The sequence below is a fragment of the Micromonospora sp. NPDC047812 genome (genome assembly GCF_040704175.1).
Taxonomy (GTDB): domain Bacteria; phylum Actinomycetota; class Actinomycetes; order Mycobacteriales; family Micromonosporaceae; genus Micromonospora.
In genome coordinates this window covers 193,688-216,270 of sequence record NZ_JBEYRY010000004.1, presented here as the reverse complement: position 1 = coordinate 216,270, position 22,583 = coordinate 193,688, and the positions used below count along the sequence as shown (strand labels likewise).

16 protein-coding genes and 1 riboswitch are annotated in these 22,583 nt (G+C 71.1%); of the genes, 11 read left to right on the top strand and 5 right to left on the bottom strand.

All coding sequences use genetic code 11. The annotated features are described in order from the left end of the window. Nucleotides 1-1,378: family 43 glycosylhydrolase (locus tag AB0883_RS18795; RefSeq protein ID WP_366642435.1), on the bottom strand; the 1,378-nt coding region annotated here is incomplete at its 3' end. Nucleotides 1,379-1,800: 422 nt separating this feature from the next. Between AB0883_RS18795 and AB0883_RS18790 the strand changes: the two genes are divergently transcribed. Then, nucleotides 1,801-5,124 (top strand): beta-N-acetylglucosaminidase domain-containing protein, encoded by a 3,324-nt coding sequence (locus tag AB0883_RS18790; RefSeq protein ID WP_366642434.1) that lies wholly within the window; start codon nt 1,801-1,803, stop codon nt 5,122-5,124. An 18-nt stretch (nt 5,125-5,142) separates the two neighbouring features. Here AB0883_RS18790 and AB0883_RS18785 read toward each other — a convergent pair whose 3' ends face one another. Next, a complete protein-coding gene (locus AB0883_RS18785; protein ID WP_366642433.1) occupies nt 5,143-5,916 on the bottom strand; it encodes a GntR family transcriptional regulator in 774 nt (257 codons plus the stop codon). A 158-nt stretch (nt 5,917-6,074) separates the two neighbouring features. Here AB0883_RS18785 and AB0883_RS18780 point away from each other — a divergent pair, with 158 nt between their 5' ends. Genes AB0883_RS18780 through AB0883_RS18755 form a run of 6 tightly spaced genes read left to right on the top strand, consistent with a single transcriptional unit; the run spans nt 6,075 to nt 12,087 of the window. After that, complete coding sequence (locus AB0883_RS18780) at nt 6,075-7,346, top strand: extracellular solute-binding protein (RefSeq protein WP_366642432.1); 1,272 nt, start codon at nt 6,075-6,077, stop codon at nt 7,344-7,346. Beyond that, the gene (locus AB0883_RS18775) at nt 7,325-8,275 is read left to right on the top strand and encodes a sugar ABC transporter permease (RefSeq protein WP_366642431.1); all 951 of its coding nucleotides are present in this window, start codon (nt 7,325-7,327) and stop codon (nt 8,273-8,275) included. Before AB0883_RS18780 ends, AB0883_RS18775 begins: the two co-directional genes overlap by 22 nt. Then, the gene (locus AB0883_RS18770) at nt 8,276-9,172 is read left to right on the top strand and encodes a carbohydrate ABC transporter permease (RefSeq protein ID WP_366642429.1); all 897 of its coding nucleotides are present in this window, start codon (nt 8,276-8,278) and stop codon (nt 9,170-9,172) included. Nucleotides 9,173-9,174: 2 nt separating this feature from the next. Continuing rightward, nucleotides 9,175-10,104 carry a BadF/BadG/BcrA/BcrD ATPase family protein gene (locus AB0883_RS18765; protein ID WP_366642656.1) on the top strand — a complete coding sequence of 310 codons (930 nt, stop codon included), beginning with the start codon at nt 9,175-9,177 and terminating at the stop codon, nt 10,102-10,104. Nucleotides 10,105-10,151: 47 nt separating this feature from the next. Continuing rightward, nucleotides 10,152-11,345 carry a hypothetical protein gene (locus tag AB0883_RS18760; RefSeq protein ID WP_366642428.1) on the top strand — a complete coding sequence of 398 codons (1,194 nt, stop codon included), beginning with the start codon at nt 10,152-10,154 and terminating at the stop codon, nt 11,343-11,345. After that, complete coding sequence (locus AB0883_RS18755) at nt 11,338-12,087, top strand: SIS domain-containing protein (RefSeq protein ID WP_366642427.1); 750 nt, start codon at nt 11,338-11,340, stop codon at nt 12,085-12,087. The genes AB0883_RS18760 and AB0883_RS18755 overlap by 8 nt, the downstream gene beginning before the upstream one ends. Before the next feature lie 199 nt (nt 12,088-12,286). Here the strand turns inward: AB0883_RS18755 and AB0883_RS18750 are convergent, their stop codons facing one another. After that, nucleotides 12,287-12,721 (bottom strand): GNAT family N-acetyltransferase, encoded by a 435-nt coding sequence (locus AB0883_RS18750; RefSeq protein ID WP_366642426.1) that lies wholly within the window; start codon nt 12,719-12,721, stop codon nt 12,287-12,289. Nucleotides 12,722-12,944: 223 nt separating this feature from the next. Here AB0883_RS18750 and AB0883_RS18745 point away from each other — a divergent pair, with 223 nt between their 5' ends. From AB0883_RS18745 to AB0883_RS18735, 3 genes are all read left to right on the top strand, one after another. After that, entirely contained in the window at nt 12,945-14,039 is a 1,095-nt protein-coding gene (locus AB0883_RS18745; RefSeq protein ID WP_366642425.1) for an N-acetylmuramoyl-L-alanine amidase, read from the top strand. Between the two features lie 353 nt (nt 14,040-14,392). Next, nucleotides 14,393-14,609, top strand: a riboswitch (cobalamin riboswitch). A 217-nt stretch (nt 14,610-14,826) separates the two neighbouring features. Then, entirely contained in the window at nt 14,827-17,172 is a 2,346-nt protein-coding gene (locus AB0883_RS18740; protein ID WP_366642655.1) for a ribonucleoside-diphosphate reductase subunit alpha, read from the top strand. Nucleotides 17,173-17,210: 38 nt separating this feature from the next. Next, on the top strand, nt 17,211-18,206 hold the full coding sequence (locus AB0883_RS18735; protein WP_366642654.1) for a ribonucleotide-diphosphate reductase subunit beta: 996 nt from the start codon (nt 17,211-17,213) through the stop codon (nt 18,204-18,206). Nucleotides 18,207-18,477: 271 nt separating this feature from the next. On the opposite strand, the gene AB0883_RS18730 is transcribed toward AB0883_RS18735, so the two are convergent. Continuing rightward, nucleotides 18,478-20,946 (bottom strand): low temperature requirement protein A, encoded by a 2,469-nt coding sequence (locus AB0883_RS18730; protein WP_366642653.1) that lies wholly within the window; start codon nt 20,944-20,946, stop codon nt 18,478-18,480. A 129-nt stretch (nt 20,947-21,075) separates the two neighbouring features. On the opposite strand from AB0883_RS18730, the gene AB0883_RS18725 reads away from it, so the two are divergent. Beyond that, complete coding sequence (locus AB0883_RS18725; protein WP_366642652.1) at nt 21,076-21,744, top strand: M23 family metallopeptidase; 669 nt, start codon at nt 21,076-21,078, stop codon at nt 21,742-21,744. A 24-nt stretch (nt 21,745-21,768) separates the two neighbouring features. Here the strand turns inward: AB0883_RS18725 and AB0883_RS18720 are convergent, their stop codons facing one another. Continuing rightward, complete coding sequence (locus AB0883_RS18720; protein ID WP_366642424.1) at nt 21,769-22,497, bottom strand: DUF899 domain-containing protein; 729 nt, start codon at nt 22,495-22,497, stop codon at nt 21,769-21,771. Nucleotides 22,498-22,583: the final 86 nt, after the last annotated feature.

Genomic DNA, 22,583 nt, shown 5'->3' with positions numbered 1-22,583 from the left:
GCCAGGCCCTGATCTGGCCGTCGGTCTGGATCTGGATCAGCTCGGACCTCCCGTCGTCGTCGAGGTCGGCGAAGCGCACCCTGGCCGGGTCGGTGAATCCGGTCGCGATGACGACGGAGTTCCCGTACGGCGAGGCGGCGAAGCCGAGGTCGTTGTGCCAGGCCCTGATCTGGCCGTCGGTCTGGATCTGGATCAGCTCGGACCTCCCGTCGTCGTCGAGGTCGGCGAAGCGCACCCTGGCCGGGTCGGTGAAGGAGGTTCCGATGACCGCGGCGGCGCCGTACGGCATGGCGTCGAAGCCCTTGTAGTTGTGCCAGGCCTTGATCTGGCCGTCGGTCTGGATCAGGGCGATCTCTGCGCGGCCGTTGCCGTCGAGCGAGGACTTGCGGCTGCCGCCCTGGACCGGTAGGCCGTTGACCCAGCGGAGGTCGATCGAGTACATGTGCCTGCTGCCGTCCGCGACCGCGGCGTGCATCACGACCTTGTCGCCGCCGCCCAGCCCGTCCTGGGCCGTCACGACGTCCGCCCCACCCGGACCGCAGAGTCCCGTGTTCGCCTGGGTCATGAAGGCGCTCTGCGCCGGCGTCCAGGGGCCGGTGACCGCCGGCGCCGTGGCGTACGACGTGTAGTAGCCGCAGCTGGCGAAGGACCCACCGGAGTAGAACAGCACCATCTTGTCGTCACGCTGGACCAGGTCCGGCGCCTCGATGATCTGCCCTGCCGCAACGGTCAGCATCGCGGTCGTCGGACCGACCAGGGTGGTGCCGTTGTTGGTGACCTGGCTGACCCAGAGCGTGGACGGGCGGTTGATGGCGTTGCCGTCGTTCTTCCAGGTGAGGTAGCGCGTTCCGTTCCGTGCGACGAAGGTGTTCGCGTCGATCGCGCCGCCCTGGCTGAGGGGGCAGATGAGCGGCCCTGATCCGTAGGGCACGAACCCCCCGAGCGGCGAGGTCGCGATCGCCACGCCGATGCACTGACGACCAGAGGCGGCGTCCTGGGCCGTGTAGGTGAGGGTCAGACTGCCGTCAGGGTTGGGCTGCACGTCGGGCGCCCAGGTTCTGCCGGCGACGGCCCAGCTGCCGGGTCCGCCCGGCATCGCGTCACCGAGGACCTGCCACGGCCCGTCGATGGTGGGCGCGCTGGCCACCGGGAGGTGCCTGAAGTCGTTGGTGGCGTAGGCGTACCAGGTCTGGCCGATGCGGACCACGTCCGGGTCTGCGAACCCTTGTGCGATGAGCTTTCTGGGGCCTTCGGCCACGGCGGTGACGGCACTCGGGCCTGCCACGACCGGCGCTGCCGGCACGACCAGAGCGAGGGCGGCAAGCGCGGCGAGCAAGGCGGCGTGGGCCTGGCTGCGGCGGATGGGCGGGATACGCATGGCGATCTCCCTTCGGGGTCGGCCGTCGATGTCGGCGGCACGGCCAGATACCGGACTAGGCCAGTATCGTGGAGCCCGGTCGGGTCGATGTCAATGGATCGCTACGCACAGCGACCCGGACCAGCGCCTGTCGTTCGCCGGTAGGGGGTTGACGTGGTCGGGAGTGGCGTGGATCCTCGTCCTCGGTATAGACCGGTTGCTCAATCGATTCCGCCCGCGGATGCCAGCCCCGCCCGGGTCATCCTCCGGGAGGCCCTCTCGCGCGGCCGTCGGCACCGCCCCCGACGGCCGGCCTCGTCCCTGCTGACCCGATCAGGCCGGCAGACGTCACGTCGGCCGGTCCGCGCGGTGGTCCGCTCACCGCACGCCACGCCGAACCCATACCGGAACCACGGCTGGCCCAGATCTGATGTGGAGGTTCGATGTTCCTGTTGCGCTCGTTTCGCGGCTGTCGCCGCACCGGCGTGTTGGCCGGATCGGTCATGCTCGCCATTGGCCTGGTGAGCCCTCTGCCGGCTCGGGGCGAGGCCCAGGCCCCCGATCGCGTGGGCGGGGCGCGTGTCCTTCCGGCGCCGCAGCGCGTGGAGCCGCGTCCAGGATCTGTTGTCCTGCCCGAACACGTCGACGTCGTCGCGGGTGCGGCCGCGGATCCGGCGGCCCGGCAGTCTGTCGTGGACGTGCTCGGCGCGCGCGGGGTCACCGCCAGGGTCGTCGGAAGCGCGGACATGTCGACATCGCGTCCGGTGATCGTCCTTGGCGGCCCGGACGAGACGCCGGCGAGCGTCGCCGCGCTGAGCGCTCTCGGGGTGCCGGGGCCAGCGGGGTTGCCCGGTGAGGGTTACGTGCTGGCGGCCGGGCACGACCGGCTCGGGCGACCGCGGATCGTCCTCGCGGGTGTGGACGGTGCCGGCACCTTCTACGCCGTTCAATCACTGCGTCAGCTGCTCGTGTCGAAAGGAACCCGGGTGGCCGTCGACGGCGTGGCAATGCGCGACTGGCCGAGCTACCGGATCCGTGGGGGCATGGAGTCGTTCTACGGACCGGTGTGGTCGCAGGAGGACCGGCGCTCGCAGATCGAGTTCCTGGCTCGACACAAGATGAACCAGTTCTTCTACGGGCCGGCGGACGACCTGCGTACCGGATCGCACTGGGACTCCCTGTACGACGAGGCGGAACTGGGTCGGCTGAAGGAGATCCTCGACCTGGCGACGTCCCGTCATGTCGATTTCGTGTACCGGATCTCGCCGGAGGCGCCCCTGGCGCCGGGCAGGGGGATCTGCCACGTGCGCGACACCGATCGGGCCAAGTTGCTGGCGCGTCTGGCGCAGTTGTGGGAGATCGGGGTCCGCAGCTACGTCATCGCCTGGGACGACGTGTCCGGAAACTTCGCGTGCCAGGAGGACCGGGACGCCTACCAGGGCGATCCGTCGCCGCTCGCGGCCGCCCAGGCCGGTGTCACCAACCTGGTCCAACGCGAGTTCATCGAGAAGCGTCCCGGCGCCAGCCGCATGGTGGCCGTGCCGACGGAGTACTGGGGCATGACGCCCACGCCGTACAAGAACCGGTTCGACGAGTTGCTGAGCACCGAGGTCGACCTCTACTGGACGGGCCCGGAAGTGGTCTCGCCGCGCATCACCGAGGACGACCTCCGGGCCGCCCAGGATGCCTGGCCGCGGCACCGGATCATGATCTGGGACAACTACCCGGTCAACGACTACAGCCCCGACCGACTCCTGCTGGGCCCACTGGTGAACCGCGACGCCGGCATGGCGGACGACGTCCTGGGCATCTCGTTCAACGGACTCGTCCAGCATCAGGAGGCCTCGCAGATCCCACTCGGCACGCAGGCCGACTACGCCTGGAACCCCGGGGCCTACGACGCGCAGCGCTCATGGACGCGGACCCTCGAGATCATCGGCGGCGACGCGTACGAACAGCTGCGGCTCTTCGCGGAGAACAACAAGGCCAGCGCCCTGGACAACACCGCACGGCCGCAGTTCGCCGCGCTCATCAACCGGCTCATCGCCGACTACTCGGCGGGCCGGGCGGTGAACGCCCAACTCGACCAGCTCGACCGCGAGCTGCGCCGTCTGGAGGAACTCCCCACCACGCTCCGGGCGCAGCTGGACAACCCTCTGCTACTCAAGCAGATCGAGCCCTGGCTGGACCGGGTCGGCACGACCGGCCAGGCGGGTCGGGCGGCCCTGGGCATCCTCCGGGCGCAGGACCGGGGGGACGGCGAAGCCGCCTGGCTGGCCCGGCGGGAGCAGGCGCGTGCCCGCGGCATCCTCGACAGGACCTCGCACCAGATCAGTCCCGGCCCGGTCGACGACCTCCTCAGCTTCGCGGCCTCCCAGAGCGACGGCTACGTCGGTGACCGCTGGTACGGCGACCTCGGGGCCCCCACGGGCCTACCGGCTGCCGCCCAAGGGTCCGCGCTGGGCAACCTGACCGACCGGCGCGACGACACGGCCTACGTCGCGGCCGGCAAGCCGCGCGACGGCGACGCGATCACGGTACCGATCACCAAGCCGCACCGGCTGTCGGCGGTGACCGTGGTGCAGGACGCGACCGCTCCCGCCGACGGGGTGATCCAGGCGATGGTCGATGGCGCCTGGGTGGATCTCGGACCGCTCGCCGACGGGTTCACCAAGGTGCCGGCGGCGGACCTTTCCGCCAGCGCGGTGCGGATCCTCTGGGCGTCGGGCGGCGCGGCCCCGCGCATCTACGAGATCGTCCCGCACTACTCCGACGTGTTCAGCGGCACCGTCTCGGTCGACCCGCCGGGGTCGCTCGTCGCGCCGGGGAAGACGAAGCGGTTCCAGGTCGCCGTCGAGGTGTTCGCGGATCACCGGCTCAGCGCACAGGTGACCGCCACCGGCCCGGACGGCTGGACCACCGACCCGGCGACGCAGGTGTTCCGGGCCCGGCCGGGTGGCCGGACCATCGTCGCGAGCGTGCCGGTGACGGTGACCGTCCCGGCCGGCGCGAAGCCGGGGCGCTACCAGGTCACGGTGGCCGTCAACGAGGACGGCGCGCCGCCGGTGGACGTGTCGCTGCCGATCCTGGTCGGGGAGCAGAGCTACCCGAACCTCGTGACCGGGGCGGACCCGGCCGGCTACTGGCGCCTCGGCGACCCGGCCGGCTCCGGCACCGCCGTGGACAACTCCACCAGCGGACGGAACGGGACCTACCTCGCCGGCGCCCGTCCGGCCGCCGAGGGTGCGATCACCGGTGACCGGGCGGCGGACCTCTCCGCCGGCTACGTCGAGGCGCCGCGAAGCCCGCGGACCGACCTTCAGGGCGCTTTCACGTTGGAGGCGTGGGTGAAGCTCGACACGCTCGCCCCGGCGCCGGGGCAGGCGGTCATCGAGAGTTACTCCGGGCCGGCGGTCGACGGGTACGCCCTGCGGGTGACCGACGGCGTCCTGCAGGCGTGGTCGCTCGGTGCCGCGGGGAAGGGCCACGGCCTCGTGACCGGCCGTACCCGGCTGACGGCGAACGAGTGGCACCACGTCGCCGCCGTCTTCGACGGGTCACGACTGACCGTGTACCTCGACGGCGTCGCGGACAACAGCGTCGCGACGTCGGTGCCGCCCGGCAGCGGTACGGCGAGCGTCAAGCTCGGTGGCCGCGGGGACGACGCGAACCACCGGCTGCAGGGTGACCTCGACGAGGCGGCGATCTACGATCGTGCCCTGACCGCAGCCGAACTCGAGGCGCACTACCTCACCGGTCTGCGCTGACGGCTCTCCGGATGCGCGTCAGCCGCCCTGGGACGGGGGGCTGACGTGCATCTGGATGGCGTAACGGTCACCGCGGTAGAGCGACCGGCCGTATTCCACGACCTTTCCCATGTTGTCGACCGAGATGCGCTCTATCAGGAACGCCGGGGTGTCCTCGGCGACTTCGAGCCGTTCTGCCTCGGTGTCGGTCAGCCGGGCGATGGTGACGGTCTGCCGCGCCGATTCGAGCCGCACCCCGAAGACGCGGCTCAGAACCTCGTACAGCGAGTCGTCGCGCTCCATCACCTTCAGCAGGCTGGGGAACCGCGCGGCGGCGAGGTTCGTCCGCTCCAGCGCCATCGGGATGCCGTCCGCCGTGCGGATCCGCTCGATGTAGTGGGTCGGGTCGCCCGGGGCGATGTCGAGGCTGGCGGCGACCAGGCGGGTGGCCGGGCGGGTGCGGGCGCGGTACGACTTGGCACCCGGTGTCATGCCGCGCATCCGCATGTCCTCGCTGAACGAGCGGAAGATCTCCGAGTGGGTCAGCGTGGGATGCTGCACGAAGGTCCCACGTCCGGGCACCCGCCGGACCATCCCCTTCGACTCCAGCGCGTCGATGGAGCCCCGGACGGTCATCCGGGCGACGCCGAACCGTTCGGCGAGGACCCGCTCCGAGGGGAGCAGCGCACCGTCCCGCGAGTTCAGGACCATGGCGGTGAGGACGTCCCTGATGTGCTCGCCCTTGCCGCCGTTGCGCTCCGCCGGCAAGGACTCAAGCGCCCCGTCGCTCGGCTCATGTCGGGTCCTTGGCACGAACCAGCTCTCCTTCCTACGGATTCAAGCCATCGTACGGGCAACTGCCCGCACGGCTGGTGAGGTCGGCGTAACCGTTGACCTCCGGTCTATACCAGTATTAACCTCGGCTCATCCGCCACCTCCAGCGGGTGGCGGCCACGACGATCGGAGACGCGATGCCCAGAAGACGCGGTGTGTTGGGGGCGGCAGCGCTGCTCGCCATCACCCTTACTGCGTGCGCGCCAGGCAGCGGGGACGGCGGCGACGACGCCGTCAACCTGAAGGTCTGGGGCTGGCGGCAGGAGGATGTCGCGGCATACAACAAGATCTTCCAGATCTACGAGAAGGCCCACCCGGGCGTGACGGTGGAGTACCTTCCCTACAAGAACACCGAGTACGACACGATCCTCAAGACCGGCCTCACCGACTCCAGCGGCCCCGACGTCGCGCAGCTGCGCTCCTACGGGCTGCTCCAGCCGCTGGTCGCCGCCGGCAGCCTGGTGCCCCTCGACGACCAGGTCGACAAGCTCGGCGGCTTCCCGAAGCCGGTCCTCGACGGCGCGAAGGGCGAGAAGGACGGGCGCGTCTACGGCGTTCCGTTCGCGCTGCAGACGCTGCACGTCATCTACAACAAGAAGCTCTTCGCCGACAACGGCATCGCCGCCCCCACCACGTGGGCGGACATGATCGCGGGCTTCGACAAGCTCAGCAAGGCCGGCGTCACCCCGCTGGCGAACACCGTCACCGACAAGTGGATGCTGCCGATCGAACAGGAGATCTTCGGCGCCACGACGTACGGCGGTCCCGACTACCTCACCAGGATGCTCGACGGCTCGGCGAAGTTCACCGGCACGCCCTGGGTGAACTCCCTCGAGACCTGGAAGAGCACCCAGAAGTACTGGCCGGCGCAGGCGTCCGGGGTTAGCTACGCGGACGCGCAGGCACTCTTCACCTCCGGCCGGGCCGCCGCGTTCCCCGGTGGCGTGTGGGAGATCGCCGGGTTCAAGAAGGCCAACCCGCAGCTGGACCTGGGCATCTTCAACGTGCCGCCCGCGCCCGGCGCGGCGGTCGACAAGACGTTGGTTCCCGGCTACGTCGACGGGTCGTTCGGCGTCTCGGCGAAGTCGCCCCACCGGGATGCGGCTCTGGACCTCGTGCGGTGGATGGCGACCGAGGAGTTCGGTCTCGCCCTGGCCACCGAGCTCCGCCAGATCTCCGCGGTGCCGGGCGTCCAGCCGCAGGACGAACTCCTGGCGCAGGCGCTCAGGGAATACCAGGCGAACCCGAGCCCGTACGTCACCTACGCGTACTTCTCCGGCGGCACACCCACCGCCTGGGACCTCGCCTCCGAGGCGTTCTCCGACTACGTCCTCGGCCGACGCAACGCCGCCGACACGGCCGCGCACGTCCAACGAGGGGTCGATCAGTGGTTCCGGCCCAAGAACTGACGGTCCGTCCTGCCCGGCGGTCACGCCGCCGGGCGGGACGGGTCTCGGCAGGCTGGATCACGGCCTTCTGCCTGCCGGCTCTCGCGCTCTACGGCCTCTTCCTCGTGGTGCCGCTGGTCACCGCCTTCTACTACGGGCTGTTCCACTGGGACGGCACCCGGCAGGGGGAGTTCGTCGGAATCGGCAACTACCAGGAGATCTTCACCCGCTATCCGTTACGCGACGAGATCCCCGCCGCGCTGGGGCACAATGTCCTCTTCTTCGTCGGGACCATGGCGATCCAGAACACCATCGGACTGGGCCTGGCGGTGCTCCTGCACCGCAATCCCTGGGGCAAGCGGCTGTTCCAGACGCTCTTCTCGCTTCCCTACCTGATCAGCCCACTGATCGTCGGGTACATCTGGTCGCTCCTGCTGAGCCCCACCTTCGGCCCGATCAACTTCGCGCTCCGCGCGGTCGGCCTGGACGCGTGGGCGCGCCCGTGGCTCGGTGAGCCGGACCTCGCCCTGCCCGTACTGATCCTGGTCAACGCCTGGCAGTGGATCGGCGGACCGATGCTCATCTTCGGCGCCGCGCTGGGCGGCATCCCCCAGGAGTTGGAGGAGGCGGCCGCGATGGACGGCGCGTCCGCGACCCGGGCGTTCTGGAGCATCCGGTTCCCGCTCCTGATGCCGGCGGTCGGCGTGATCACCGTGCTGACGTTCATCGGGTGCTTCAACATCTTCGACCTCGTCTACGCGCTGGGCGGTTCCGACGGCGGACCCGGCGGCGCGATGGACGTACTGGGCCTGCTCTACTACCGGACCGCCTTCCAGGGCGGCAGCAACGCGATCGGAGAGTCTTCGGCGTTGGCCATGCTCATCTTCGTGTTCATCTTCGGGGTCTCCCTGGCCCTGGAGCGGGTGCTGCGCCGCCGGGAGGTCCACTAGATGACCACCCTGCGCGCCGCCCCCCGCACGGCACCACAAGCCAGGGGCGAACTTGAACCTCCGCGCGGCACCCGCCAGCGTTCGCTGCTCCGCACCGCCGGCAGCCAGTTCGTCCTGTGGGCCTACGCCGCGATCGCCTTCGGCCCGCTGCTGCTGGTGCTGATCGGATCGCTGCGGCCCAACGCGGAGATCCTCCGGGCACCGGTCGGGTTGCCCGGCTCGTTCGACCTGAGCAACTACACCCGCGCGTGGCAGACCGCGTCGATCTCGACGTACTTCGTCAACTCCCTGACCGTCACCTGCGCCTCGGTGGCGCTGTGCGTCAGCGTGTCGGCGATGGCCGCCTACGCCCTGTCCAGGTGGAGGTTCCGGGGCCGCGCCCTGCTGGCGGCGTTCTTCCTGTCCGGGTTGATGATCCCCGCGAAGCTCGGCCTGCTGCCGGTGTTCTACATGTTCCAGTCGATGGGTCTGATCGACAGCCGGATCGGGTTGGTGCTGCTCTACGCGGCGAGCGGAATCCCGTTCTCGATCTTCGTGATCATGGGCTTCATGCGGGGACTACCCGGTGAACTGGAGGAGGCCGCGCGCATCGACGGGGCACACGAGGGCCGGCTGTTCGTGTCGGTCGTCCTGCCCCTGATGCGGCCGGCGCTCGCGGTCGCCACGGTCTTCCAGTTCGCACCGACCTGGAACGACTTCTTCTATCCGTTGGTGCTGCTGCGCAGCGGGGACAAGTACACCGTCCCGGTCGGGCTGACCCGGTTCTTCGGCGAGTTCGCCGCCGACCGCGGCACCCTCTTCGCCGGACTCGTGATCGCCCTGGTGCCGCTGGCCGTGGTGTTCGCACTCGCGACCAAGCAGATCGTCGCGGGCCTGACCGCAGGGATGTCACGTTGACAATGACGATCACCATCGACGGCGGCAAGTCCGAGCTTCGGCTGCTGCTGTGCACCGCGGCGGGCCGCCAGCTCGGCACCGGCCCGGGCTTCTCCTACCAGCCCCACGAGGACGGCGTCGAGCGGATCCTGGCCGCGGTTCGTGGCGCCGCGGCGACGATCCCCCTTCCCACACAGGTGGCGGGCGTGGTGGCCGGCCTGACCGGCGTACCGGGGGAGCCCGCGGAACGCCGGCGCCTCGCCCTCGCCCTCGAACGGCAGTTCGGCGGTCCGGCCGTGGTCGTGGAGGACAGCATCCTCGCGCACGCCGGCGCTCTCGGCGGCCCCGGCGTACTGCTGTGTGTCGGGACCGGGACGACCGTGCTCGCCGTGGACGCCGACGGCGATCACGCCCGGCTCGACGGATGGGGTCCCCACCTCGGTGACCGGGGCAGCGCGCACGCCATCGGGCTGGCCGGGATGCGCGCCGCGACCGCGTCGTACGACCGGGTCGGGCCGGCCACCGTGCTGGTCGACCGTCTCGTCGCGGCGCTCGGCGGCGTCGACCTGGCCTCGCTCCAGCGGTACTACCGGGACCCGGCCATGATCTCGCGTACGGCGGCCTTCGCCCGCGAGGTGCTCGACGCGGCCGCCGGGGCCGATCCGGTGGCGGGCCGGATCTGCGCCGGGGCCGCGGCCGACCTCGCCGACGCGGCGCAGGCGGCGACCGACCGGCTCGGTCTCGGCGGGGCGGCTCGCCGGGTGTCCTTCAGCGGACGGCTGCTGACCCCGGGAAACGCTCTCCACCAGGCGCTGTCGGCCGAACTCGGGGCCAGAGGGCTGCCCCTGGTCACACCCAGAGCGGAGCCGCTCGACGGCGGTCCGGTGCTGCTGAGCGGTGCCGCCCCCTACGCGCGCCTGCTGGCGCGCCAGGAATCCGGTGGTGACGCATGAGGGCCGGACACGGGGTGGCACGTCTCGAGGTCGTACCCGGAGAGCCCATGGGCGGGTATGCCGACCGCTCTGACGGCGTCCAGGACGTGCTCGACCCACTGGAGGTCCATGTCGTGACCTTCGCCGACGAGGGCCACCGCTTCGCGCTGGTGGTCGCGGACCTGGTCTGCGTCAACGTCGACGTCGTGGAACGAATCCGGACCGCCATGCGAGACGTCGGCGTGCAGTCCTGCTGGGTCTCCGCCACCCACACCCACGCGAGCCCCGAGGCGGGCTGCAGCCCTGGCGGCGAGGCCACGCCACCGCACGTCGCCGACCGGCTCGAAGCCGCATCCCTCGTGGCCGCGCGGTCTGCCATGGCGTCCGAGCGCGCCGCCAGACTCGGCTCCGCCCGCACGCTGGTTCCCCAGCTGGCAGGTCACCGTAACATCGCTGATCCGGCTCCCCTGGACGTTCCCGTCGACACCATCGTGGTCACCGCGGGTACCGAGGTGGTGGGGCTGGTCGTGGTGTCACCGGTCCACCCGACCGTCCTTCCCGCCGGCAACAACCAGGTGAGCGCGGACCTCAACGGCGGCATCCGCCGGGCGTTGTCCACACCGGACAGGTGGGTGGTCGTCGCCACCGGTGCGGCCGGCGACATCAGCACCAGGCACACTCGTCGGGGGCGGGGGCTTGACGAGGTGGATCGGCTCGGCGCCTGGCTGGCCGACCGGGTCGATCCGGTCTCGCCGCGCGTCGGCGGAGGTGCCGCACCGCCGGTCCGCCCGCCGGTCTCGCGAACAGTGACGCTTGCGCCGAAACAGCCGTCGGAGCTCGAGGTCGCCGTGCGGCAGACCCCGCAGCCAGGGGGCGGAAACGAACGCATCCACCGCGTCATGCAACAGGGGCTGCGGATCGCGGCGGAACAGGCCGCCCGCCAGCGCACGGAACCGTATGTGATCGACGTGGAGGCGGTGGACCTCGACGGGGTCACGGTCGTGGCCGTTCCCGGCGAGCTGTTCCTGGAGCTGGGCGAGACGATCCGTGCCGCAGCGCCGGAACAGGTACGGGACATCGTGGTCCTCGGCTACGCGAACGGCTACCTCGGCTACCTGCCCACCCGTGACACGCAACCCTGCTACGAAACCTATGCCAGTCCGGTCACCTCGGGCAGCGGCGAGGTCGTCGTCGAGGCCGCCGTGTCGGCCGCCGTAGAGGCCGTCCGCGGCCGGGAACCCTCCAGGAGGACCAGTGCCTGAGCCTGCCTACGCCAACATCGCCCGGACCGCACTCGAACAGGTCCTGGCAGCACAGCTCGACGCCATCGAGGCGGCGGCCGGGCTCGTCGCCGACGCCATCGCCGCCGGCGGTGTCCTACAGGCGTTCGGGACCGGCCACTCGCGGATCGTCACCCTCGAACTCGCGGGGCGTGCCGGCGGGCTCGCCGCCGTCAGCATGCTGGCGGTCAAGGACCTCGTGATGTTCGGTGGCGCCGACCCGGGGCCGATCCTCGACCCGACGTACGAGCGCGAGCCCGGCCTCGCCGAGCGGATCTACCACCTCGCCGGGCCCTCCGAGCATGACGCCTTCCTGATCGTCTCGAACTCCGGAATCAACGCTGCCGTCACCGAGATGGCGGTGCTGGCCCGCGAGCGTTCCCACCCGATCGTGGCGGTCACCTCACTGGCGCACACCCGCTCGGCCGGTGCCCGTTCCACCCAGGGACCACACCTCGCCGACCTGGCGGATGTGGTGATCGACAACCACGCGCCGGCGGGGGACGCGGCACTGGAGATCACCCCGGGAGTTCGGATAGGGGCGGTCTCGTCGTTCACCGGAGTCCTCATCGCGCAGCTGCTCACCGAACTGGTCTGCCGCCAGTTGCTGGACCGCGGCATCGACCCGCCTGTCCACGTGTCCGCGAATCTGGCGCGGGGCGACGCGCACAACCGCGTGCTCTATGAGCGGTACGGCGGTCAGGTCCGCCCGATCGAACCCTGATCAGCCGGGACGAGGGCTTCCAGGCGTCGGGGGAGAAGGTGAGGCTCGCGGTCGGGCGGGCCGAGTCTCCGTGAGCTCCCGGAGAACACCCGTTCGAGCGCTCCACCGAACCCGCGCCTGGAAGCCAGGATCCGCGATGTGGTCGGCCTGTACCTCGACCCACCAGACAAGGCCGCAGCACGGGCGGCGCCGCCCGACGCTAGAGGGGAACCACGTACTGGATGAACCCGCGGTTCTCGGCGACCTGATCGTAGAGCCGCCGGGCTGTGCGGTTGTCTTCCCTCGTGAGCCAGTACAGCCGATCACAGCCCTGGTCGCTCGCCCACGCTTCGACGGCCCTGATCAGCGCACGGGCGACACCCCTGCCGCGCGCCTCGGGAGCCGTGAACAGGTCCTGCAGATAGCAGACGTCGGGCGACGTCGTGCTGGCGTGGACCAGGAAGTGGGCGATGCCGACCAGCCGGCCGTCCAACCGCGCCCCGAGCGCACGCACTCTGTCGCCGCGCTGGAACTCCTGCCAGGCCCGGTCGTACCGATCCGCGGGCCAGGTGCGGCCGTAGAAGGCGTTGTAGCCGCAGAACAACTCCTCCCACCCGGGGCGGTCGTCCGACTGGAGCGGGCTGACGCTGACCATCGCTTCCTTCCTCGTCCGGGAACGCGCAGGTGTGACCCGGTGTCGCAGACATCGGCGTGAAGGAATCCTAGCCTCGCAACACCAGTGCTTGCGCAGCTCGGCTGCCGACCGGTGGTCAGCCCGGCGAGGTTCGACGCCCTGGGGGGAGGAAACCTTCAGATCTCAGATCAAAAGACGTAGACATCTTTCATGTTCTATCGATGTCCCGCTATATTGCCGAGCAGTGTCGATCTCTCCCGATGACGAGGTGCACATGTTCGACAACCCGACGCTTCGGCGGCGTACCCTGTTGGCGGCCGTCGCCGGCGCCGCGGCCGTCCCCATCGTCGCCGGCCCCGCGTGGGCGGCGTTGCCGAAGGTCTACATCGATCCGGGCCACGGCGGCACCGACCCCGGCGCGGTCGGCAACGGGCTGCAGGAGAAGGCCCTGACGCTCGACATCTCCCTGCAGCTGCGCAACATCCTGCTGGCCAACTGGGGCGTCGACGTCCGCATGTCCCGGACGACCGACATCACCCGCAGCCTGGCGTACCGCACGGACGACGCCAACGCGTGGGGCGCGAACCTGCTCGTGAGCGTGCACATCAACTCCGGCGGCGGCACCGGCTTCGAGAGCTACCGGTACCCGACGGCGGGCGCGGCCACCGTCAACCTGCACAACGCGCTGCACCCGAGGGTGATCGGCGCCATGCGGACGATCGGCGGGGTCACCGACCGGGGGCTGAAGACCGCGAACTTCCACATGCTGCGCGAGGCGGCCATGCCCGCGGTGCTGACCGAGAACCTCTTCATCGACAGCGTCGCCGACTCGAACCTGCTCAAGCGGGCGGACTTCATCACCGCCGTCGCCCGTGGGCACGCCGAGGGCATCGCCGCCTACCTCGGCCTGGGCGCACCCAACCCGCCCACGGGCGGCACCATCGTGGACAACGCCACGGCGGGACGGTTCACGGCGAGCACCAACTGGGGCACCTCCTCGTACTCGGCCCAGCGCTACGGGGCCGACTACCGCTTCGCCAACCCCACGCCCGCCAGCGACGCCGCCTGGTTCAAGGTGAACATCCCGACGGCCGGCGACTACCGGATCGAGGTACGCCACCCGGCCGACCCCGGCTACAACAGCGCGGCCCCGCACGTCGTCGTCACCGCCTCGGGCAACCGCACGGTCAACGTGGACCAGCGCTCCAGCGGCGGCGTGTGGCGCTCGCTGGGCACCTTCGGACTGGCCGCCGGTGACCGCAACCTGGTCGCGGTGAGCCGGTGGACCAGCACCCCCGGTTACGTGGTGGCCGACGCCGTCCGGGTCACCAAGGTCTGACCGCACCGCCTGGGAGCGGACCGGGATCGTGTGACCACAGGATCCCGGTCCGCTCGCACGTCGGTGCCAGTCGTGGAATCCGCGCGCCTGGCAGACCGGGACCGCGCCGCCGGTACGGACCGACAGGTCCTCGGCGTCGCGCCGCGCGACCCGGACCGTGGTGGAGCGCGATCCGGGCCAGCGCGCTCAAAGCGCCTGTGGTGTCCGACCGTACCGAGCGGACGACAGTCCTCCGAGCCGGCGCGGGCGGACATCGACGTCGACGCGGGCCGGCGATCGACGGGCGTCACCCGGACCGCCGACGACACGCCCGAGACCGACATGTGGGGTGTGACAACGGCGCCAACCCTATATATGGTGTCGGCGCAGCTGGTTCGGCCGCTCATCCGGAGCGGTCGAGGCAAGAGGGAACCCGGTGGGAATCCGGGACTGCCCCGCAGCGGTGAGTGGGAACGACCGCCGTCATCAGCACTGGGCCGCCAGCGGCCTGGGAAGCGACGGCCAGTAGGAGACCGGCGAGCCCGGTCGCGCCCGCGAGTCCGAAGACCTGCCAGTGCGCCGTACGCCCGCATCCGGGTGCGCGGCGGTCCGAGGCCGCGTGGGACGGCCGACGCCATCCCGACGCGTGCCCTGCGCGCGTCGTCGTCGGTGTCCGCTCCCCGCGTGCCCAGGAGTTCCGTCTGGGATCAAGGCTCGCGAGGAGTGAGTGGTGACAGTCACCGAGGTTGTTCCGGCCGACGGCACGGCGGTCGACGATGCGGCCGTGGCGGGCCAGCGGCGGCCGCAGATGCGGGTCCGCAAGCGTGACGGCGGCACCGAGGCGGTCGACGTCAACAGGATCGTCCGGGCGGTCGAGCGGTGGGCCGACGACCTCGCCGACGTCGACCCGCTGCGGGTGGCGACCCGGACGATCAGCGGCCTGTACGACGGGGCGACGACGGCCGAACTGGACCGGCTGTCCATCCAGACCGCCGCGGAGATGATCGGTGAGGAGCCGCAGTACTCGCGGTTGGCCGCCCGCCTGCTGGCCGGGTACGTCGACAAGGAGGTCCGCCGGCAGGGCATCGGCTCCTTCAGTGCGGCGATCCGGCGCGGCCACGCCGAGGGCCTGATCGGCGACGACACCGCGGCGTTCGTCGCCGCCCACGCGAGCGCCCTCGACGCCGCCGTCGATCCGCGCGGTGACCTGCGCTTCGAGTACTTCGGGCTGCGCACGGTCTACGACCGGTACCTGCTGCGCCACCCGACGAGCCGGCTGGTGCTGGAGACCCCGCAGTACTGGCTGCTGCGGGTGTCCTGCGGCCTGTCGCAGGCACCGGACGAGGCGATCGAGTTCTACCGGCTGATGTCGAGTCTGGCGTACCTGCCGAGTTCGCCGACGTTGTTCAACTCCGGCACCCGGCACACCCAGATGTCCTCCTGCTACCTGGTCGACTCCCCGCGCGACGAACTCGACTCCATCTACCAGCGGTACGCGCAGGTGGCGAACCTGTCGAAGTTCGCCGGCGGGATCGGCATCGCGTTCTCGCGGGTCCGCTCGCGGGGCGCGCTGATCAGGGGCACCAACGGGCAGTCAAACGGGATCGTGCCGTGGCTGCGGACGTTGGACGCCTCGGTGGCGGCGGTCAACCAGGGTGGTCGGCGCAAGGGCGCGGCCTGCGTCTACCTGGAGCCGTGGCACCCGGACGTCGAGGAGTTCCTCCAGCTGCGCGACAACACCGGTGAGGACGCCCGGCGCACCCACAACCTCAACCTGGCCAACTGGATCCCGGACGAGTTCATGCGGCGGGTGGAGGCCGACGGGGTGTGGTCGCTGTTCGACCCGGACGTGGTGCCGGAGCTGCCGGACCTGTGGGGGGAGGAGTTCGACGCGGCGTACCGGGCCGCCGAGGAGCAGGGCCGCTACGTGCGGCAGGTCCCGGCGCGGGAGCTGTACGGGCGGATGATGCGCACCCTCGCCCAGACCGGCAACGGGTGGATGACGTTCAAGGACGCCGCGAACCGGTTGTGCAACCAGACCGCCGAGGCGGGCAACGTGGTGCACCTGTCCAACCTGTGCACCGAGATCGTCGAGGTCTCCAGCGACGCCGAGACCGCCGTGTGCAACCTCGGTTCGGTCAATCTCGCCGCCCACCTGGGCGCGGACGGCATCGACTGGGAGCGGCTGCGCGCCACCGTCCGCACCGCCGTGACGTACCTCGACCGGGTCATCGACATCAACTACTACCCGACGGCGCAGGCGGCGGCGAGCAATCCCCGCTGGCGTCCCGTCGGGCTCGGCCTGATGGGCCTGCAGGACGTGTTCTTCGCGCTGCGGCTGCCGTTCGACTCCCCGGCCGCCCGGGAGCTGTCCACCCGGATCAGCGAGGAGCTGTACCTGACCGCCCTGGAGACCTCCGCCGACCTGGCGCGCCGCGCGGGCGCCCACCCGGCGTACGGGCAGACCCGGGCGGCGCGCGGGCAACTGCAACCCGACCTGTGGGGCGTCACGGGAACCCAGACGGCGAGGTGGAGCGCGCTGCGGGAGCGGGTCGCCGCGTACGGGCTGCGCAACTCGCTGCTGGTGGCGATCGCGCCGACCGCCACCATCGCCTCGATCGCCGGTTGTTACGAGTGCATCGAGCCGCAGGTGTCCAACCTGTTCAAGCGCGAGACCCTGTCGGGGGAGTTCCTCCAGGTCAACACCGCCCTCGTGCGGGAGTTGAAGGCGCGTGGCCTGTGGACGGAGCGGATCCGCTCGGCGATCAAGCGCGCCGAGGGCTCCGTGCAGGACGTCGCGGAACTGCCGGCCGAGGTGCGGGAGCTGTTCCGCACCGCGTGGGAGCTGCCGCAGCGGGCGCTGATCGACCTGGCCGCGGCCCGCGCCCCGTACATCGACCAGTCGCAGTCGCTGAACCTGTTCCTGGCCGCGCCGACGATCGGCAAGCTCTCCTCGATGTACCTGTACGCCTGGAAGGCCGGGCTGAAGACGACGTACTACCTGCGTTCGCGGCCGGCCACCCGGATCCAGCAGGCCACCGTCGCGCCCGTCGGGCCGGCCCGCGCCGCCGGCGTCGTCGCGGCGGTGGCGACCGTCGACGAGGCGCTGGCCTGCTCCCTGGAGAACCCCGAGTCGTGCGAGGCCTGCCAGTGACCACCACCACGACCACCAGCGAACCGAGGACCACACACATGCTGCTCGACCCGGGGATGGACCTCACCCTCCGCCCGATGCGCTACCCGCACTTCTTCGACCGCTTCCGCGACGCCATCCGCAACACCTGGACGGTGGAGGAGGTCGACCTGCACGCCGACCTCGCCGACCTCGACCGGCTCTCCCCGGCCGAGCGGCACCTGGTCAGCCGCCTCGTCGCGTTCTTCGCCACCGGCGACACCATCGTCGCCAACAACCTCGTGCTCAACCTGTACCAGCACGTCAACTCGCCGGAGGGCCGGCTCTACCTGTCACGGCAGCTGTTCGAGGAGGCCGTGCACGTCCAGTTCTACCTCAACCTGCTCGACACCTACGTGCCCGACGAGACCGAACGCTTCGCCGCGTTCGCCGCCATCGAGAACATCCCGTCGATCCGGCGCAAGGCGGAGTTCTGCTTCCGCTGGATCGACTCGCTGGGCGAGCTGCGGCAGCTGCGTACCCGACAGGACCGGCGGGCCTTCCTGCTCAACCTGATCTGCTTCGCCGCCTGCATCGAGGGGCTGTTCTTCTACGGCGCGTTCGCCTACGTCTACTTCCTGCGCTCCCGGGGGCTGCTGCACGGCCTGGCGTCGGGCACCAACTGGGTGTTCCGCGACGAGTCCATGCACATGGCCTTCGCCTTCGACGTGGTGGAGACCGTACGCGGGGAGGAACCGGACCTGTTCGACGACGAGCTGGCCGGTCAGGTGCGGCAGATGCTCGCCGAGGCCGTCGAGTGCGAGGTCCAGTTCGCCGAGGACCTGCTCGGCCAGGGTGTGTCCGGGCTGTCCCTGACCGACATGCGCGAGTACCTGCAACACGTCGCCGACCGGCGGCTCGCGCAGCTCGGTATCCCCGCCCACTACGGCTCGACCAACCCGTTCGCGTTCATGGAGTTGCAGGACGTCCAGGAGCTGTCGAACTTCTTCGAGCGGCGCGTGTCGGCGTACCAGGTCGGGGTGAGCGGCACGGTGGCCTTCGACGACGACTTCTAGCACGGCGGCCGCCGCGCGGTCATCCTCCGCGGACGCGGCGCATTCGGCCAACCCCCGGGTCGTCGCCACGACCGGCACGCGGCTGGGCGGGCGTCCGTGGTTCGCGGCCGTCGCCCCGGCCGGCCGCCACGGATCACGTCGCGCCGCCCGCACCGCCGCGTGGTCGCCGACGATCCCGGCGGCGGTGACGGCCAGGAACCGGTGGTACGACGACGCCTCGCGAGCGCGTCCAGGTCGCCGAGCAGCCGTCGTGTCGATCTCCGCACGTCGCTCACTGTGTCGGTCGGGGGGCCGTTCCGCCGACCCGGTTCCCCCCGGCGCCTGCCGGCGGTGGCGCGGCGGCGTGCAGCGAGGTGGTCGTGGCGACCGCGACGCCGACCGCCGCGAGCAGCACCAGCGACGCGAGGCTGGGCAGCGCGGCGGTCGCCGGAGCGGCGAGCGCCACCACCAGCAGTCCGAGCATCCGACGCCGGCAGAACCGGCCCGTCGCGCGTCTCCAGATCAGCTGGTCGCCGGCGAGGAAGACGAACACGCCGCCGTGCAGGGCGGCGTGTCCCAGCGACGCCAGCGGCGCGCCCGGCCGCTGCGCCACCTGCGCCAGCGCCGTGGTCAGGCCGAGGGCGACCAGGATCAGACCGGCGACGGTCAGCAGGTGCAGGTAGGTGTAGGCGTCCCGGGCCAGCGCCGCCCCGCGCGGGCCGGTCGACACCTGCGACAGCCGCCGGTCGAGGACGCGGTCGGTGCCGACGTACGTCCACCACAGGGCGGCGAGCAGGGTGACGATCAACGCGACGGTGACCAGGGACGCCGCTGAGATCGACGTGTCGGCCAGTGCGACGCCGGTGGAGATGAAGCCCTCCCCGAGGGCGACGAGCACGACGAGGTTGTACCGGTGCGTCCACTGCTCGATGGAGCGGATCCCCCAGTCCCGGGCGCCGGTCAGGTAGCCGCCCGCCAGGTCCACCACCACCGCGGCCGTCCAGCACGCCGCGCTGAGCGGCGAGATGGGCTGGCCGATCGGGGGAAAGGTCAGCGTCGCGCCCACCAGCAGCGCCAGCGCCGCCGCGGTGGGTACGGCGGCCCGGGCCGCCTGGGCCCGCAGCGCCGGATCGCCCCGCGCGACCAGGAAGAACGAGGCGAGGTGCAGCACCCGCAGCGCCACGTAGCAGGCCACCACGATCAGCGGGCCGGGCAGTCCACCGGGTACGCGGCTGAACGCCTGCGGGATGGCGACGCCGAGCATGAGGATCAACGCACTCGCCGCCAGCACCGTCGTCCGCACCAGGGGGGTGAAACGGGGCGCCACGCTCTCCAGCCAGTTGTACAGGCACCAGGACCACCAGAGCAGGGCCAGGGCACCGAGGCCCTGCGCCAGCCCCGCCGGGGACGGCTGGCGGTTCACCAGGACGGTGATCTGGATGAACGCGTACACGACGATCAGGTCGAGGAAGAGCTGGTGCGGGCGGACCACCGTCACCCGGCGCACCGTGCCGGCGATCGCCTCGTGCAGCCGGCGGTGCCGACGCGCGAAGACGGTACGGTCGGCGATCATGGCGGCGCCCAGGCAGGCGGCGAGCACCGCCAGCGATCCCAGCGCCGGGGCGTGCAGGGCCACCGGTGCGGCGGCGAGCAGCAGCCCGATGCCGAGCACCACGCTGCGCCCCACCAGGTTGAACCCGCGCTTCTCGAAGGCCAGCAGCCCGAGCAGGTAGAGCAGCGCCCCGCCGTGCAGGGCGAGCACGCTGCCCGTACTCCAGCGTCCTGCGGTGCTCACCTCCGTCGCGCTCAGGGCGTGTTTGAGGCCGAGGGCGAGCAGGATCAGGCCGCCGACCATCGGCAGGTGCAGCAGCGCGTAGGCGTCGCGGCCCACCAGCGACGTGACGCCGCCGGACAGGCGCCGCAGCGACTGTTCGGCGGCGAACCGGGCGAGGTCGAAGTAGGTCCACCACAGCACGATCACCACGACGACGCCGAGGGCCGATCCCCCGAGCACCGACCAGGTGACCGGCGTATCGCCCACCAGTCCCCGGCTGGTGCCGATCGAGATGATCGTCTCGCCCAGGGCGACGAGCACGATCAGGCTGTGCCGTTCCGCCCAGTGGCCGACGGACCCGAGCTGCCAGTCGCCCGAGCCGAGTCCCGCCAGGCCGGCGTAGTCGACAGCGGTGGCCACGGTGAACAGCACGAGCTGCGCGAGGTGCACCGGCGGCCAGTCCGGCAGCAGTGCCGGCAGGGACGCGGCGGCCAGCAGCAGCGGCGAGGTGACGCACAGCGGCAACCACGCGCGCCGGGCGAACAGGGACCGGTCGCCGGTGTTCAGCCCGGCGAGGGTGGTGACCGCCACCGGCACGAGGCGCACCAGGACGAACGCGACGGCGAAGACGAGGGGACCCCACAGGCCACCCGGCCGGTCCACGAACGCCACGGGCAGGGCCACACCGACCACGAAGATGCCGGCCGCCGCCCCGAAGACGACCAACGGCATGATCCCCCGGTCGAAGCGCACCGTGTTGCCGAACCAGGCGTACGACGCCCAGCACCGCCACAGCAGTGCGACCACCAGGAACCCCTCGAACAGCCCGACGGGGTGGAAGTTCGCCGACATCAGCTCGGTGACGTTGAAGAACGCGTAGACGAAGACCAGGTCGAGGAACAGTTCCAGGCGTGTCACCCCGCCCGGGCCGGGCTGGATCCGCCCGGACACCGCGGCGCGGGTCCGCCCCGTCCCCGACGCTCTCATCGCCACCCGACCACTCTCCCAACCGACGGGCAGGCGCCACGCGGGATCGCCGAAGCCGAGCCCGGGGCGTCGGGAGTCGTCGGGCGTACCGCCGACCGCCCGGGGGCGGGCGCCTTGCCGGCGTCTGCCATGCTCGGGCCGGTGACGACCGGCCGCCCCAGCACCCCCCGCACCCACCGCCGCGTCCGCAGCCGCCGCACCCGGATCGTGCTCGTCTCCGGCGCGGTCGCGGTGGTCCTCGCCGTCGCCGTGTTCGTCGTCGCGGTGGTCGTGCCGCTGGTGCGGCCGGCGGGTCCGCGCCCGCTGTTCCAGCTTCCCGTCGCGTGCGGGGAGACGTGGCAGCTGGGCACCTATCCCGGTCACGACGACTACGACGTGGACCTGTTCCCGACCGAGGGCAAGGCGTGGGGGCGGCCGGTGCTCGCGTCCTACGCGGGGGAGGTCACCGTGGCGGGGATCAACGGGTCGCTGGGTGGCCGTACGCCCGACGACCCGGACGGGCCGCGGGGCCGCGGCGGCGGCTACTGGGTGAAGATCGACCACGGCGGCAAGTGGGAGACGCAGTACCTGCACCTGCTCGAACCGCCGCTGGTCCGGGTCGGTCAGCGGGTCGCCCAGGGTGAGCAGATCGGGCGGGTGGGCAGCACCGGCAACTCCGGGGCGCCGCACCTGCACTACGAGCAGCGCCGGGGCTGGGAGAAGGTCGAGGCGTACTTCGACGGGGTGCCGTCGGGCATCACCCACGACGACACCGAGTACACGGTCAAGCGCAAGAGCAACAACTGCGTGCCCGGATGACCGCCGCCGGTCGCCCGCGGGAGGTCAGTGGCTGTGGCTGCCGGCGGTGTCCGTGTCGTAGGTGTCGTGGTGGGGGAACTCGTTGACGTAGCGCTGCCGGCCCAGCGGCGTCAGGTCCAGGAAGTTGTACGTGTTCAGCAGCGGGTCGAGGCCGCGGCCGTACACGGAGTAGGTGTGCAGGACCCGGTCGCCGTCGCGGACGAAGACGCTCAGGCCGTGGCTCTCGCCCCGCATGTGGTGGGTGAGGCCCTGCGCCGCCAGGGTCTCGGCGTCCTTGTAGTTGTATTCCACCGGGGCGACGGCCGGGTCCATGGTGACGTGGAAGTCGTAGTTGAAGTCGCTGCCGTGCGAGGAGTACCAGGGAAAGCGCCAGCCCATCCGGTTCTTGAACGCCGCGATGGTCGCAAACGGCGCGCGGGAGACCACGGCGAGCGTCGTGTCACTGGCGTGCAGATGCGTGAGGTGCCCGAAGTTGTCGACCAGCAGGGAACAGCTCGTGCACCCCTCGGCCCATTCCGGGTCGAACATGAAATGGTAGACGATCAACTGTCGTCGTCCCTCGAACATGTCGGCCAGCCGGACGGGGCCGGCGGGGCCGGCGAAGGAGTAGTCCTTCTCGATGGCGACCGCCGGCAGCTGGCGCCGGAGCGCGGTGGCCCGGTCCCGCAGGCGGGTGATCTCCTTCTCGTGGTCGAGCAGCTCCTTGCGGGCGTCGATCCACTCGTCCCGGGACACGACCTTCGGTTCAATCATCGAGGACACGCCTTTCCGCTGGAGCGCCTGGCCCATTCTTGTCGGGCGACCCGCGACCACACCAGCCTCCGCCCGGTGCCTTGGGA